The following is a 13,550-nucleotide window of genomic DNA, read 5'->3' as shown; positions in this document are numbered from 1 at the left end:
CCTTACCTCACTGACCAGTGCGTTGTGCCCCGGAGGATTCGTCATGCTGCCCTTCAGACCGGCCCGCGCGTCCGCCGTGGCGCTTCTCGCGGTCCTGCTCGGAGCCCTGCTCCCGGCCGGCACCGCACAGGCGGCGGACCGCACGGTGCAGGGCGGCAGACTGGACTGGGGCATCAAGTCCTCGTTCCAGCGGTATGTCACCGGCCCCATCGCGCACGGCAGTTGGCGGCTCACCGGCGGAGCGGCCACCGTCGGCGGCAGTCAGTTCCGCTTCCACTCCGCCACCGGTACCTACGACCCCGCCACCGGCTCCTTCACCTCCCGCTTCTCGGGCGGCGTGCATTTCCTGGGCCACCGCAAGGCCGACGGCAGCCATGAACTCGACCTCGCGCTCAGCCGCCCCACGGTGAGAATCTCCGGCGGACAGGGCACGCTCTTCGCGGACATGGTCAGCAGGGCCCGGTCGACGGGCAGGGTCACCACGTCGAGCCAGGTCCCGTTCGCCTCGCTCAACCTCTCCGGCATCTCGATGAAGGGCGGCGCGGGGCCCATCGAACTGCGCACCGTCCCCGCCACGCTGACCTCGCAGGGCGCCACCGCGTTCGCCGGCTACTACACCGCGGGCACCCCGCTCGACCCGATCAGCCTGCGCGTCGATCTCGCGCCCGCCCGCACGAAGCCCTCCGCGCGGCCGTCCGCGACCGCCACCCCGCCCGCCGCCAAGGCCGGTTCGCTCCAGGACGCCGCCGTCGACTGGGGCGTACGCCGCACCTTCCGCGAATACGTCACCGGCCCGGTCGCGCAGGGCCGTTGGACCCTCACGGACGGCGCGCAGGACGGCGGGGCGCTCTTCCGCTTCCCGCGCGGCAAGGGCAGCTACGACGCCGGACGCGGAACCCTCGCGGCGTCGTTCGCCGGTTCCGTCCGGTTCACCGGCGACGGACTGGACCTCCGGCTGAGCAAGGTCAGGGCCACGGTGTCGGCCGGCCGCGGCACGCTGACCGCCGATGTGGCGCGCGGCGGCACGACGCTCGGAGCCGTACCCCTGGTGACCTTCGCCGCCCCGCGTCTCGTACCGAAGAAGGGCCTTGCCGCCGTCACCGAGGCACCGGCGACCCTCACCGCGCAAGGTGCCGCGGCCTTCGGCGGGATGTACGCCGCGGGCACGGTCATGGACCCGGTCTCGCTCGCCGTGACCGTGGACCGGGCCGCCCGCCTGCCCGCCCTGCCCGACCTGGGCAGCGAGGCCGCACCGTCACCGCGACAGACCACGACCGCGCCCGCCACCGCCTCCGGGCCGGCGGCGGCCACCGCGTCGTCCGACACCTCGTCCCCCACCGGGACCTACCTCGCCGTGGGCGCCGGAGCCCTCGCCGCCGCGGCCATCGCCCTGTATGTCGTCCGGCGCCGCCGGACGGCCCAGCACTGAGGAGACCAACGACCATGGCAGCCACTCGCCGCCCCATCACCCTCGCCGCCGCGACAGCCGTCGTGGCCGCGCTCGGCGCCACCGCCTTCGCCCTTCCGGCGCTCGCGGCCGGCAGCGGTTCCGCCGCCCCCGGCGCCCCGAAACTGGAACTGAAGGACGGCACCCTGGACTGGGGCTTCAAGCAGTCCTTCCGCTCGTACGTCATGGGCATGGCCAAGGGCACGATCGTGGCGGCGGACGGCGCCACCCAGGCGCCGGACAACGGCCCCTTCACCTTCACCGGCGGTACGGGCACCTACGACACGGGCACCCACGCCACCGACACCGCCTTCAAGGGCAATGTCCTGTTCTCCTCCACCGCCCACGGCTTCGCCATCAAGCTCGCCGATGTGAAGGTGCTGACCGCGGGCACCACCGGCAGCATCCAGGCCGACGTCACCCTCAACGGCACGACGCAGGACGACATCGCGGTGGCGAAGCTCGATCTGTCGAAGGTCGCCCCGGGGCAGGGCGAGGGCGGTGCGATGGTCTTCAAGGACATCCCGGCCGCGCTCACCGCAGAGGGCGCGAAAGCCTTCAACGGTATGTACAAGGAGGGCGACGCGCTGGACCCGGCGACCCTCTCGGTCAAGGCGGTGAAGCCGGCCCCGTCGGCCACGCCGAGCGTGACCCCGCCGGTGACGCCGACCCCGACGGCCACCGCGACCGCGACGGCGACCGCGACGACCGACCCCACCGCGACGCCGTCCCCCACCGACACCGCGACCGGTGACCCCGAGAACGGCGACGGCTCGGTCGTGGACGGCAATCTCGACTGGGGTGTCAAGAAGCGGTTCCGGGACTACGTCACGGGCCCGATAGCCCACGGCAAGGTCGAACTGTCCGGCGGCGCGGCGAAGTCGGGCGAGGGCTACCGCTTCCCCGAGGGCCGCGGCTCCTACGACGCCGGCACGAAGACCCTGGCGGCCTCCTTCGACGGCGGCGTCCGCTTCCTCGGCCACCTCACCGGCGGCCAGTACGTCCTCGATCTGAAGCTGAGCGGCGTCGAGGTCGAGGTGAACGGCACCCGGGGCACCCTGGTGGCCGACGTCAGCACCAAGGACCGGGAGACCGGCAAGGTCGCGACCTACCAGAACCTGGGCATCGCCTCCCTGACCGTTTCGGCCGGCGCGCTCACGGCGCAGGCGGACGTGGTCAAGCTGACGGGCGTACCGGCGAAGCTCACGGCGGAGGGCACCAAGGCGTTCGGCGGCATGTACCCGACCGGTGAGGAGCTGGACCCGGTCACGGTCGCGGTCTCCCTCGACGAGGACGCCGAACTGCCCGAGGGCTCCGGCGGCACGAGCGGCTCCGGCGGTTCCGCGGGCGGTTCGACGGAGGGCGGCTCGGCCGGTACGACCACCGGGGGCGGCACCGTCGGCGGCACGGGCGGCGCCCTGGCCTCCACGGGCTCCGAGGTCCCGACGACCGCGCTGGCGGCCGCCTCGGCGGGCATCGCGGTGGCGGGCGCGGCCGTGGTCTTCGCGATCCGGCGCCGGGAGGCGACCCGCTCCTGACCCACGGGTCCCGCGTCACGGGCCGCACCGGCAGCAGTCGCCGCCGGTGCGGCCCTGTCGTACCGGGATGCTTGAATGCCGGGGTGAACGAACTCGACGTACTGGACGTGCTCCACGTCTTCTGCGGGGCCGACGGGGGCCATGGCAACGCCCTGGGAGTCGTACGCGACGCCCGGGCCGTTCCCGACCCGGCGTCCCGGCAGGCGCTCGCGGCCGAACTGGGCTTCAGCGAGACCGTGTTCGTCGACGACCCCGAGCGCGGGGTCGTGGACATCTACACCCCCGGCCTGAGGCTCCCGTTCGCCGGGCACCCGCTCGTCGGAGTGGCCTGGCTGCTCGACCTGGAGGCGGTGAACCCTCCCGCGGGCGAGGTGTGGGCGCGCAGCGACGGCGAGTTCACCTGGATCACCGCCCGCGCCGAATGGGCCCCGCCGCGCACGCTGCGGCAGTACGCCTCACCGGCCGAGGTGGACGCGCTGCCCGCGCCGCCGCCCGGTGAGGGCTGGCTCTACGCCTGGGCCTGGGAGGACGAGGCCGCGGGCCGGGTCCGGGCCCGCGCCTTCCCCCGGCGGGACGACGGCATCGTGGAGGACGAGGCGACCGGCGCGGCTGCCCTGCTGCTCACCGACAGCCTCGGGCGCGCGCTGAACATCACGCAGGGCCGCGGGTCGCAGATTCTGACGGCCCCCGGCCCCGACGGCACGATCGAGATCGGCGGGCGGGTGCGCCTCGCGACGCCCGTGCCGGCCGCCCGCCGGATCTCGCTCATGCGCTGAGCGGGAACTCCTCGCCCAGCTCGCGGAAGACTGCTCCGTTGAAGTCGAAGGCCCGCTTGCACTCCTCGACGATCCGCTTCTTCTCCAGCTCGTCGGCGTTCACCGCGTCCAGCAGTTCGCGGTAACCGCGCTTGAAGGCGGCCGGGTTGTCGATCTGCTCGAAGACGTAGAACCGGACCCCGTCGCCCTTGCGCGCGAAGCCCCAGGTCTTCTCGGCGCGGTCGCGGATGATCTGGCCGCCGGAGAGGTCACCGAGGTAACGGGTGTAGTGGTGCGCGATGTACCCGGCGGGCCAGGTACGGGCGCACTCCTCGACCCGGGCGGCGTACGCCTCGGTCGCCGGCAGCGGAGCGGCGCCCGCGCGCCAGTCGGCGCCGCGCAGATGCGCGAGGTCGCGTTCCAGCGCGGCGGTACGCATCAGCTCCGGGCGGATGAAGGGCCCCGCCACCGGGTCGTCCTCCAGCGCGCCCGCGGCACCTTCCAGTGCCCGGTACACGAACCAGAGCTGCTCGGTGTAGCGGGCGTAGGCCTCGACGCCCAGCCGGCCGCCGAGCAGATCGCTCATGAAGGGCGAGGTCTCGGCCTCGGTGTGCTGCTCGTGCGAGGCAACACGGATGAGTGTCGAGAATGGCGTGTCCAAGGCGGACCTCCGGGGGACCGATGGGGACGGGAACCGGTTAAGATCCTGCTACTTAGGCTTACCTAAGTCAACTGGTTCCCGACGACCTGTCGGTAAAACGCTACCCCCGAACGGCGTCAGGGCAACGTGAGAATCTCGGCGCCGCTCTCCGTGACCACCAGCGTGTGCTCGAACTGCGCGGTCCGCTTGCGGTCCTTGGTCACCACGGTCCAGCCGTCGTCCCACATGTCGTACTCGTACGTCCCCAGCGTGAGCATCGGCTCGATGGTGAACGTCATGCCCGGCTGCATCACGGTCGTCGCGTGCTGGGCGTCGTAGTGCGGAATGATCAGCCCGGAGTGGAACGAGGAATTGATCCCGTGGCCGGTGAAGTCACGGACCACGCCGTAGCCGAAGCGCTTGGCGTACGACTCGATGACCCGCCCGATGACATTGACCTGGCGGCCCGGCTTCACGGCCTTGATGGCCCGGTTGAGGGATTCCCGGGTCCGCTCCACGAGCAGCCGCGACTCCTCGTCGACGTCGCCGCAGAGGTAGGTGGCGTTGTTGTCGCCGTGCACACCGTTGATGTACGCCGTGACGTCGAGGTTCACGATGTCGCCGTCGCGCAGGACGGTGGAGTCGGGGATCCCGTGGCAGATCACCTCGTTGACCGAGGAGCACAGCGACTTGGGGAAGCCGCGGTAGCCGAGCGTCGACGGATAGGCGCCGTGGTCGCACATGAACTCGTGCGCGACCCGGTCCAGTTCGTCGGTCGTCACGCCGGGGGAGATGTGCTTGGCGGCCTCCTCCATCGCCTGCGCGGCGATACGGCCCGCGATGCGCATCCGCTCGACGGTGTCGGCGTCCTGCACCTCCGGCCCGGTGTACGGGGTCGGCGCGGGCTTTCCGACGTACTCGGGGCGCCGGATGGAGCCGGGGACGGAGCGGGTGGGGGAGAGCTCGCCTGGTACGAGCAGCGACTGGCCAGACATGCCGCGAGTCTAACCGGGGGCCCGGCACGCCTCCCGGGCGTAGGGGGACGTCCTTGGGGCAGCATGGCGTCAGAGGAAGGAGCCGACGATGGCCCTGTTCAAGAAGCGTACGGCCGGCAAACCGGGCGAGTGGTTCTACTGCCTGGAGCACAAGAAGGTCGAGGAGGGCCCGGAGTGCCCGGCGAAGGACCGCTTCGGCCCGTACGCGAGCCGTGAGGAGGCGACCCACGCGATGGAGACGGCGCGGGAGAAGAACCTCGAATGGGAGAACGATCCGCGCTGGCACGACGCGCCGAAGGGCGAGTAGTCCTCACGGCGGTGGGCCACGGGGTCGCGCCCGTTGTGCGCGCGCTCGTTCAGCCGGTCCCGGCGATCGAGGCGGGTGCGGGACGTGCGGGCCCTTCGCGGGGCTCTGCCCCGGGCCCCGCGCCTCAATCGCCGGCGGGGCTGGGTTTGCCGGGTGGTTGAAGGGCGCGCCCTCGCGGGGTGGGCGCGTACCCGTGGGTGCGGGCTGTTCGCGGGGCTCTGCCCCGGGCCCCGCGCCTCAATCGCCGGCGGGGCTGGATATGGCCGCATGTGGTCCGCAGGTTCAGCCCCGTCCGGCGCGGCCGGATGTGGTCCTCAGCCTGCCCGGCGGGGCTGGGTTTGCCGGGTGGGTGAGGGCGCGCCCTCGCGGGGTGGGCGCGTACCCGTGGGTGCGGGCTGTTCGCGGGGCTCTGCCCCGGGCCCCGCGCCTCAATCGCCGGCGGGGCTGAATACGGCCGCATGTGGTCCGCAGGTTCAGCCCCCGTCCGGCGGGGCTGGACGTGGTCCTCCGCCTGCCCGGCGCGGCCCGTGCGCGAAGGCTCACGCCTTCGTCAGCGCCTCCTGCTGCGCGCGGCGGCGCAACGCGTCCTCGTCCGTCGAGGCGTCGTATGTGATCAGCTTCGGGAGTACCGCGGCCAGCAGGCCGACCGAGGCCACGCAGGCCACGCCGCCGGACCAGATCGACGCTCGTGTGCCCGTCCATCCCGCCATCGCGCCCGCGCGGACCTGGCCCAGCTGCGGGCCGACGCTGTACGACAGCACCTCTATCCCCGCGAGCCGTCCCCGCAGCTCCTCCGGGATCGTCTGGTTCCAGATCGTCGAGCGGCCGAGGCCGCTGAGCATGTCGCCCGCGCCCGCGAACGCCAGGCACAGCAGGACCAGCCACACGTTCGAGAACCATCCCGCCGCCGCGATCGCCAGGCCCCAGGCCGCCGCGCCGAACACCACGAACAGGCCGTGCCGCCGCACCCGCGACGTCCAGCCGCTCGTCATGCTCAGGGCCAGCGATCCGACCGAACCCGCCGCGTACATCAGGCCGAGTGACCACTCCGCGTCCAGGTCGTCCGCCAGGAACGGGAAGATCGTGTTCGGGAAGGCGAAGAACATCGCGGCCAGGTCGATCGCGTACGTCCCCAGCAGCACCGGGCGGGACCACGCATAGCGCGCGCCCTCCGCGATGCCCCGCAGCGAAGGCTTCTGGGCATCGTGTGCCGCCGGGGCCGGGGCCGGGGCCAGGCGCAGGCACAGGACGACGGACACCGCGAAACCGGCGACCGTGACGCCGTACGCCGTGGCGTGGCCCGCGTAGGCCACCACCAGACCCGCCAGCGCGGGCCCCGCGATCGCGCCCAGCTGGTAGCGCAGGGCGTTCAGCGCGGCCGCCGCCGTCAGCTGGTCGTGCGGGACGATACGGGCCATCAGCGAGTCGAGCGCCGGGCGTTGCAGACCCGCCAGCGCCGAGACGCCGGCCGCGACCAGGTACAGCGGCCACAGCATCGGATCGGGCAGCATCGCGTTCACCAGGAGGACGACCGCCAGCACGCCGAGCCCGGCCTCCGTGCCGAGGATCAGCTTCCGGCGGTCGGCCGAGTCCGCGAGCGCCCCGCCGTAGAGGCCGAACACCACCAGCGGCACCAGCTCCACCGCGCCCATCACGCCCACCGCGAGCGGCGATCCGGTCAGGTCCTTGATCTGGAGCGGCAGCGCGATCATCGCCATGAAACTGCCGAAGTACGTGACCACGCCCTGCACCCACAGGAGGCGGAAGTCGCGGGACGAGCGCCACGGAGAGAGGTCGGGCAGCAGCGCGGAGAGCTTGGAGGTCACAGGAGGCCATGTTCCGGGCGGCCGGTAGCCTGCGGCAACCGGATTTCCTGGGAGGCGACGGACTACCAGCGAGGCGGCGGCGGCGAGGTCAGCTGGTCGGCGAGGCGCGAGAGCCGGTCCCGCAGGCTCCGCCGGCCGCGTGCCACCGGCAGACTGTTCTCCCCGGCCGCCGCGCTCACCAGATGCTGCACGGTGTCCAGATCGACCTCGTCCGCGGCCGCGGTCACCGTCAGCGCCTCGTGCGCGAGCCCGTGCACCTCCGGATCCCCGCCGTCCAGCGCCAGCACCGTCGCACCGGCCCGCCGCGCGTCGTGCACCCGCTCCAGCAGCTCCGCCTCCGGCTGCCCCGGCGCGACCACCAGCAGCGTCTCGCCGCGGCGCGCCGCCTCCAGCCGGCCGAGTCCCACCGCGAGCTGCGGCGGGTCCCCGGGCCGGACCCGGTGGCGTACCAGCGTCGGCGTCAGTTCCGGCTGCCCCGACCACGCGGCCTCGTCCACCAGATGCGCCGCGAGATGCCAGGGCTCGTACGCCTCGGTCCCCACCAGCAGCAGCCCGCCGCCCTGCGGGACCACGGACGACCGCAGGACCCCGGCGAACCGCCGGGTCGCCGCCGGCCACTCGGTACCCGCGAGGACTTCGCGCAGCAGCGCGACGCGTACGGCATCCATGGCCCCGCATCCTGCCCGACACCCCGCGCCGGCGGGCGGGCTTCGGTGCGGCTCACCCGTTCGTGAGCCCGATACCAGCAAGTAAGGTCGGCTGCATGACTTCTACTGACAACGCAGGCACGGCGCCGAAGCCCGCGGCCAAGGACCCCTGGGACCTCCCGGACGTGTCCGGCCTGGTCGTCGGCGTGCTCGGCGGCACCGGGGACCAGGGGCGCGGGCTCGCCTACCGCCTCGCCCGGGCCGGGCAGAAGGTGATCATCGGATCCCGCGCGGCGGAGCGCGCCGAGACCGCCGCCGCCGAACTGGGCCTCGGCGTCGAGGGGGCGGACAACGCGGAGTGCGCGCGCCGCAGTGACGTGGTGATCGTCGCGGTGCCGTGGGACGGGCACGCCAAGACGCTCGAGACCCTCCAGAAGGAGCTCGCGGGCAAGCTGGTCGTCGACTGCGTCAACCCGCTCGGCTTCGACAAGAAGGGCGCCTACGCGCTCAAGCCGGAGGAGGGCAGCGCCGCCGAGCAGGCCGCAGCCCTGCTGCCGGACTCCCGGGTGACCGCCGCCTTCCACCATCTGTCCGCGGTGCTGCTCCAGGACGAGTCGATCGAGGAGATCGACACCGATGTGATGGTGCTGGGCGAGTCGCGCGAGGACACCGACATCGTGCAGGCGATCGCGGCACGCATCCCCGGGATGCGCGGAGTGTTCGCGGGCCGGCTGCGCAACGCCCACCAGGTCGAGTCCCTGGTCGCCAATCTGATCTCGGTGAACCGGCGCTACAAGGCACACGCCGGGCTCCGCGTCACCGACGTGTAGTCGCGCGGGGGCATGGGGGACACTGGGCGGGACGAATCACCCCCCGACAGGAGCCGTACCCCATGCCCCGCCTCGCTCTCTACGCCCTCATCTTCTGCGTGCTCGCCGTCGTGGCGGCCGTGGTCTCGTTCGTGCAGGGAAGCTGGCTCGGGATCCTCTGGGTGCTGATCGCCGGCCTCACCTCGAACATGGCGTGGTACTACTTCCGCCGCGCTAAGGCGGAGCGCGCCGCCGGCTGACCCGCGCGCCCTTGCCGCCCCGGCCTCGCCCCCGTCACGCCGGGCAGGCCTCGGGCGTCCCCTGCCAGAAGCGGTAGTAGTCCAGCCCGCAGCCCGGGAACCCGGTCTCGACGCCGAGCCCGCGCAGGATCGCGTCGACCGCGTCGAAGAACAGCCCGTTCACCTCGGGGATCCACAGCAGACCGAACACCGCGATCAGTCCGAACGGTGCGAACGGCTCCACCTGCCGGCGGATCTTGTACGAGAGCCAGGGCTCGATCACGCCGTAGCCGTCGAGGCCCGGCACCGGCAGGAAGTTCAGGATCGCCGCGGAGACCTGGAGCAGCGCGAGGAACCCCAGCGCGTACTGGAACACCGGCGGCACGCCGTCCAGCGCGTCCAGCCAGAACGGGGCGGTACAGGCGACCGCGAACAGGACGTTCGTCAGCGGCCCGGCGGCCGAGATCAGACTGTGCTTCCAGCGGCCGTGGATGCGGTTCCGCTCGATGAAGACCGCGCCGCCCGGCAGACCGATACCGCCCATGATCACGAACAGCACCGGCAGCACGATGCTCAGCAGCGCATGTGTGTAGGCGAGGGGGTTGAGGGTGAGATACCCCTTCGTCCCGATGGAGATGTCGCCGCTGTGCAGCGCGGTCCGGGCGTGCGCGTACTCGTGGAGACAGAGCGAGACGACCCAGGCCGAGGTGACGAACAGGAACACCGCGAGGCCCGTGCTCGCGGAGAACTCCGTCCACACCGCCCAGCCGGTCACCGCCATCACGGCGACGATGCCGAGGAAGACGGGACTGATGCCCCGGCCGCTGTGGCGGGAGGTGGCGGTGGTCATGGGTGCGGCTCCTGGGGATGCGGGGACGTGCGGTCGACCGTACCGGTGACGGAAACAGAACGTTCCGGGACGGCCCGGGGGTTCCTGCCGCACGGGTCCGCGGGCGCGGCAGGGACAATGGGCGGGTGCGCTTCTCGCTACTCGGCACCACTCAGGCATGGCACGACGACGGAACACCCGTCGCGCTCGGCGGTGCGCGGCTGCGGACGCTGCTGACCGTCCTGGCGCTGCGGCCCGGTCGTACGGTCCCCGTCACCACCCTCGTGGACGAGGTGTGGGACGGCGATCCGCCGGCGGACGCGGTCGGCGCGGTCCAGGCGCTCGTGGGCCGGCTGCGCCGGGTGCTGGGCCGCGAGGCGGTCGCCTCACCCGAGGGCGGCGGCTACCGGCTGTGCGCCGACGGGGACGACGTGGACCTGCACCGCTTCGACCGGCTGGCGGGGGAGGGGGCGCGGGCGCTGGAACGCGGCGACCCGGTCAAGGCCGCGGCCCTCCTCGACGACGCCCTCGCTCTGTGGCAGGACCCGGTGCTCGCGGACCTGCCCGCCCGCGCGGCCGAATCGGCCCGCTGGGAGGCCCGCCGCCTGGACGCCCGGCGTACCCGACTCGCGACCGCGCTGGCCCTCGGCCGCGCCGAGGAGGCGCTGCCGGAGCTGGTGGCGCTCTGCGAGGACCATCCGATCGACGAGTCGCTCCAGGCGCTGCGGCTGCGCGCGCTGCGGGCCACGGGCCGCCCGGCGGAGGCGCTGGCCGCGTACGACACGGTGCGCAGATCCCTCGCCAACCGTCTGGGCGCCGATCCGGGGCCCGAACTGCGCTCCCTGCACGCGGAGTTGCTGGCGGACCCGGCCGCCGACACCGCTCCCGCGCAGACGGCGGGCAACGGGCGGCCGGACGTGGACGGCACGGACACCGGTCCCGTGCGCGGCGCGGGCAACCTCCGCGCACGGCTCACCTCCTTCGTCGGCCGCGACGCCGACATCGACGCCATCCGCCAGGACCTCGGCGCCGCCCGGCTCGTCACCCTCCTCGGGCCCGGCGGGGCCGGGAAGACACGGCTGTCGCAGGAGGCCGCCGAGCACGCCGCGCCGCACATGGCGTGGCCCGACGGCGTCTGGATGGCCGAACTCGCCCCCGTGGACGACCCCGACAACGTGCCGGACGCCGTTCTCACCGCCCTCGGCGGGCGCGAGACCGTGCTGCGCGGCGCCGGTGCGGAGGAGTTGCGGGCCGCCGAGCGGCACGGCGACGACCCGCTCGTCCGCCTCGTCGAGCACTGCTCGCACCGCCGCATGCTGCTGCTGCTCGACAACTGCGAGCATGTGATCGAGGCCGCCGCCGTGCTCGCCGAGCGGCTGCTCCAGCACTGCCCGGGCCTCACCGTGCTCGCCACGAGCCGGGAACCCCTCGGTGTTCCGGGCGAGTTGGTGCGACCGGTGGACCCGCTGCCCGATCCGATGGCGCTGCGGCTCTTCGCGGACCGCGGCACGGCCGCCCGCCCGGGCTTCCGGATCGAGGACGACAAGGAGGCGGCCGCGGAGATCTGCCACCGCCTCGACGGACTGCCGCTGGCCATCGAACTCGCCGCGGCCCGCCTGCGTATGCTCACCCCGCGGCAGATCGCCGACCGTCTCGACGACCGCTTCCGGCTGCTGACCGGCGGCAGCCGCACCGTCCTGCCGCGCCAGCAGACCCTGCGCGCCGTCGTCGACTGGTCCTGGGACCTGCTCGACGACGCCGAACGGACCGTCCTGCGGCGGCTGTCGGTCTTCGCCGGCGGCTGCGACCTGGCCGCCGCCGAGGCGGTCTGCGCCGACCCGGAGGACGCCGGCCCGGACGGCGCCCGGCCCGGTGCCCGTCCGTCCCACCCCGGTGACGTCGCCGACAGCCTCGGATCCCTCATCGACAAGTCGCTCGTCGTCGCCGCCCCCGCCCCGGACGGCCTGATGCGCTACCGGCTCCTGGAAACCGTGGGTGAGTACGCCGCCGAGCGTCTCGACGAGGCCGGCGAGCGGTCCGCCGTGGAGTGCCGCCACCTCGTCCACTACCGGGAGGTGGCCCGGACGACGGACCCGCTCCTGCGCGGCCCGGACCAGCGTGCCGCCATCGACCTCTTCGAGCGCGAGTACGAGAACCTGCGCACCGCCATGCGCCGGGCCGTCGCGGCCCGCGACGAGCAGGAGGCGCTGCACGTCGTCCTCTCGCTGGCCTGGTACTGGCAGATGCGGGACCTGCGGTCGGAGGCCCGGCACTGGGCCTCCGCCGCCGGTGCGCTCGGCCCGGATCCGTTCCTGCCGCCGGCCGAGCCCGCGCCCCCGGTCTTCGAACGGTTCACGGACGCCCCGCCGCCCATGGGGCCCGAGCTGCTGCAGGAGGCCCGGCGCTGCGTCGCGCTGATGCGCATGGTCTTCATGAACCACGACCTCGACGCGTGGACCACCCCCGAGGCCATGGACTGGCTGCGCAGCGTCACCCGGGTCTACGCCCCCGGCCTGCCGCAGACCTGCCGCTCGCCCGGCGCGCTGTGGTTCTTCGCCGTCCTGATGACCGGTGACATCAACAGCCTGAAGGCGCTGCTGGACGAGACCGTCAGCGCCTGCCGCGCCTACGGTTACGAGTGGGAGCTCGCCGCCGCACTCCAGAACCGCGCCAACGTCCTGGCCAACCGCACCCATTGGGCCGGCGACGCGACCCGCGACGCCGACGAGTCGCTGGAGATCTTCGTCCGGCTCGGTGACGCCTGGGGCGCGGCCGAGTCCCTCTCGGCGCGCGGTGAGGCCCAGGAGCGGCGCGGCGAGTACACGGGCGCCGCCGAGGACTTCCGCGCGGCCATCGGATACGCCGAACGGATCGGCGCGCAGGCGCAGGTGGCCGTCCTGCGGTGCCGGCTCGCGGGGATCATGATGGAGATCGGCGAGGGCGAGCAGGGCGAGCGGATCATCCGCGAGGTCCTCGCCGAGAACCGCGGCCTGGAGAACGAATCGAGAGCCGTCGCCCGGCTCTTCCTCGCCCTGCGGCTCGGCAGCACCGGCCGAAGCGAGGAAGCGCGGGTCGAGATCGCCCATCTGATGGAGCAGTTCCGCTCCAACACCCTGGCCATTTTCGAAGGCATGGTGATCGGGTTCGTCGCCTGGCTCGATCTCGTCGACGGCTTCTACCCCAAGGCGGTGGCAGGCGCGCGCACGGCGCTGGAGCGGGCACGCGACCCGCTGAGCATGATGGTCGCCCCTCAAATGCTCTCCATGCATCTGGTGACGGCCGCCCGGGCGGTCGCGCTGGACCGGCCGGAACGCTCGGCGGACGCGGCCCGGATGCTCGCGGTGGCCGACGCCCAGCTGCCGCCCCGTCACTTCGCGGCCCTGCACGAGCGGGAGAACCGCGCCGAGTGCGAGACGGTCCTGCGCGGACAACTCGGCGACGAGGGCTATGAGCGCGCCTACGCCGAGGGCGACGGCCTCACTGTGGACGAGGCCGCCGCCCTGATCTGATCCGCCGGC

At 73.1% G+C, this 13,550-nt stretch carries 12 protein-coding genes; 7 read left to right on the top strand and 5 right to left on the bottom strand.

Annotation, left to right across the window (positions count from 1 at the left end; translation table 11 throughout):
* The first annotated feature begins 43 nt into the window (after positions 1 to 43).
* The 3 genes from OHA05_RS10160 to OHA05_RS10150 all read left to right on the top strand — a co-directional run bounded on the left by OHA05_RS10160 (position 44) and on the right by OHA05_RS10150 (position 3,761).
* Positions 44 to 1,429 carry an HtaA domain-containing protein gene (locus OHA05_RS10160; RefSeq protein ID WP_328860365.1) on the top strand — a complete coding sequence of 462 codons (1,386 nt, stop codon included), beginning with the start codon at positions 44 to 46 and terminating at the stop codon, positions 1,427 to 1,429.
* A gap of 14 nt (positions 1,430 to 1,443) precedes the next feature.
* On the top strand, positions 1,444 to 2,985 hold the full coding sequence (locus tag OHA05_RS10155; protein ID WP_328860364.1) for an HtaA domain-containing protein: 1,542 nt from the start codon (positions 1,444 to 1,446) through the stop codon (positions 2,983 to 2,985).
* A gap of 83 nt (positions 2,986 to 3,068) precedes the next feature.
* On the top strand, positions 3,069 to 3,761 hold the full coding sequence (locus OHA05_RS10150) for a PhzF family phenazine biosynthesis protein (protein WP_313946676.1): 693 nt from the start codon (positions 3,069 to 3,071) through the stop codon (positions 3,759 to 3,761).
* On the opposite strand, the gene OHA05_RS10145 is transcribed toward OHA05_RS10150, so the two are convergent.
* Complete coding sequence (locus OHA05_RS10145; protein ID WP_313946677.1) at positions 3,751 to 4,401, bottom strand: biliverdin-producing heme oxygenase; 651 nt, start codon at positions 4,399 to 4,401, stop codon at positions 3,751 to 3,753. The genes OHA05_RS10150 and OHA05_RS10145 overlap by 11 nt on opposite strands.
* A gap of 116 nt (positions 4,402 to 4,517) precedes the next feature.
* The gene (map, locus tag OHA05_RS10140) at positions 4,518 to 5,375 is read right to left on the bottom strand and encodes a type I methionyl aminopeptidase (RefSeq protein WP_313946678.1); all 858 of its coding nucleotides are present in this window, start codon (positions 5,373 to 5,375) and stop codon (positions 4,518 to 4,520) included.
* An 88-nt stretch (positions 5,376 to 5,463) separates the two neighbouring features.
* On the opposite strand from map, the gene OHA05_RS10135 reads away from it, so the two are divergent.
* Positions 5,464 to 5,682, top strand: a complete 219-nt coding sequence (locus OHA05_RS10135) for a hypothetical protein (protein WP_313946679.1) — start codon at positions 5,464 to 5,466, stop codon at positions 5,680 to 5,682.
* Positions 5,683 to 6,221: 539 nt separating this feature from the next.
* On the opposite strand, the gene OHA05_RS10130 is transcribed toward OHA05_RS10135, so the two are convergent.
* Together OHA05_RS10130 and OHA05_RS10125 are read right to left on the bottom strand one after the other, a co-directional pair.
* Positions 6,222 to 7,508 carry an MFS transporter gene (locus tag OHA05_RS10130; protein ID WP_328860363.1) on the bottom strand — a complete coding sequence of 429 codons (1,287 nt, stop codon included), beginning with the start codon at positions 7,506 to 7,508 and terminating at the stop codon, positions 6,222 to 6,224.
* Between the two features lie 62 nt (positions 7,509 to 7,570).
* Positions 7,571 to 8,176: a hypothetical protein gene (locus OHA05_RS10125; protein ID WP_313946681.1), complete on the bottom strand. Its 606-nt coding sequence runs from the start codon at positions 8,174 to 8,176 to the stop codon at positions 7,571 to 7,573.
* Between the two features lie 95 nt (positions 8,177 to 8,271).
* On the opposite strand from OHA05_RS10125, the gene npdG reads away from it, so the two are divergent.
* Together npdG and OHA05_RS10115 are read left to right on the top strand one after the other, a co-directional pair.
* Positions 8,272 to 8,985 (top strand): NADPH-dependent F420 reductase, encoded by a 714-nt coding sequence (npdG, locus tag OHA05_RS10120; RefSeq protein ID WP_313946682.1) that lies wholly within the window; start codon positions 8,272 to 8,274, stop codon positions 8,983 to 8,985.
* A gap of 62 nt (positions 8,986 to 9,047) precedes the next feature.
* A complete protein-coding gene (locus OHA05_RS10115) occupies positions 9,048 to 9,224 on the top strand; it encodes a hypothetical protein (protein WP_313946683.1) in 177 nt (58 codons plus the stop codon).
* Positions 9,225 to 9,258: 34 nt separating this feature from the next.
* Here OHA05_RS10115 and OHA05_RS10110 read toward each other — a convergent pair whose 3' ends face one another.
* On the bottom strand, positions 9,259 to 10,053 hold the full coding sequence (locus tag OHA05_RS10110) for a site-2 protease family protein (RefSeq protein WP_313946684.1): 795 nt from the start codon (positions 10,051 to 10,053) through the stop codon (positions 9,259 to 9,261).
* Between the two features lie 125 nt (positions 10,054 to 10,178).
* Between OHA05_RS10110 and OHA05_RS10105 the strand changes: the two genes are divergently transcribed.
* Positions 10,179 to 13,541, top strand: coding sequence for an AfsR/SARP family transcriptional regulator (locus OHA05_RS10105; RefSeq protein ID WP_328860362.1), 3,363 nt, complete (start codon positions 10,179 to 10,181; stop codon positions 13,539 to 13,541).
* Positions 13,542 to 13,550: the final 9 nt, after the last annotated feature.

This window comes from Streptomyces sp. NBC_00306, from assembly GCF_036169555.1.
Classification (GTDB): domain Bacteria; phylum Actinomycetota; class Actinomycetes; order Streptomycetales; family Streptomycetaceae; genus Streptomyces; species Streptomyces achmelvichensis.
The sequence above is the reverse complement of the archived record's forward strand: the minus strand, read 5'-3'. Positions and strand labels throughout refer to the sequence as shown.

What these genes read in the sequence shown, in the direction of transcription:
- OHA05_RS10160 (WP_328860365.1), top strand. Translation starts at nt 44, where the DNA reads ATGCTGCCCTTCAGACCGGCCCGCGCGTCCGCCGTGGCGCTTCTCGCG.
- OHA05_RS10155 (WP_328860364.1), top strand. Translation starts at nt 1,444, where the DNA reads ATGGCAGCCACTCGCCGCCCCATCACCCTCGCCGCCGCGACAGCCGTC.
- map (WP_313946678.1), bottom strand. Translation starts at nt 5,375, where the DNA reads ATGTCTGGCCAGTCGCTGCTCGTACCAGGCGAGCTCTCCCCCACCCGC.
- OHA05_RS10135 (WP_313946679.1), top strand. Translation starts at nt 5,464, where the DNA reads ATGGCCCTGTTCAAGAAGCGTACGGCCGGCAAACCGGGCGAGTGGTTC.
- OHA05_RS10125 (WP_313946681.1), bottom strand. Translation starts at nt 8,176, where the DNA reads ATGGATGCCGTACGCGTCGCGCTGCTGCGCGAAGTCCTCGCGGGTACC.
- npdG (WP_313946682.1), top strand. Translation starts at nt 8,272, where the DNA reads ATGACTTCTACTGACAACGCAGGCACGGCGCCGAAGCCCGCGGCCAAG.
- OHA05_RS10115 (WP_313946683.1), top strand. Translation starts at nt 9,048, where the DNA reads ATGCCCCGCCTCGCTCTCTACGCCCTCATCTTCTGCGTGCTCGCCGTC.
- OHA05_RS10110 (WP_313946684.1), bottom strand. Translation starts at nt 10,053, where the DNA reads ATGACCACCGCCACCTCCCGCCACAGCGGCCGGGGCATCAGTCCCGTC.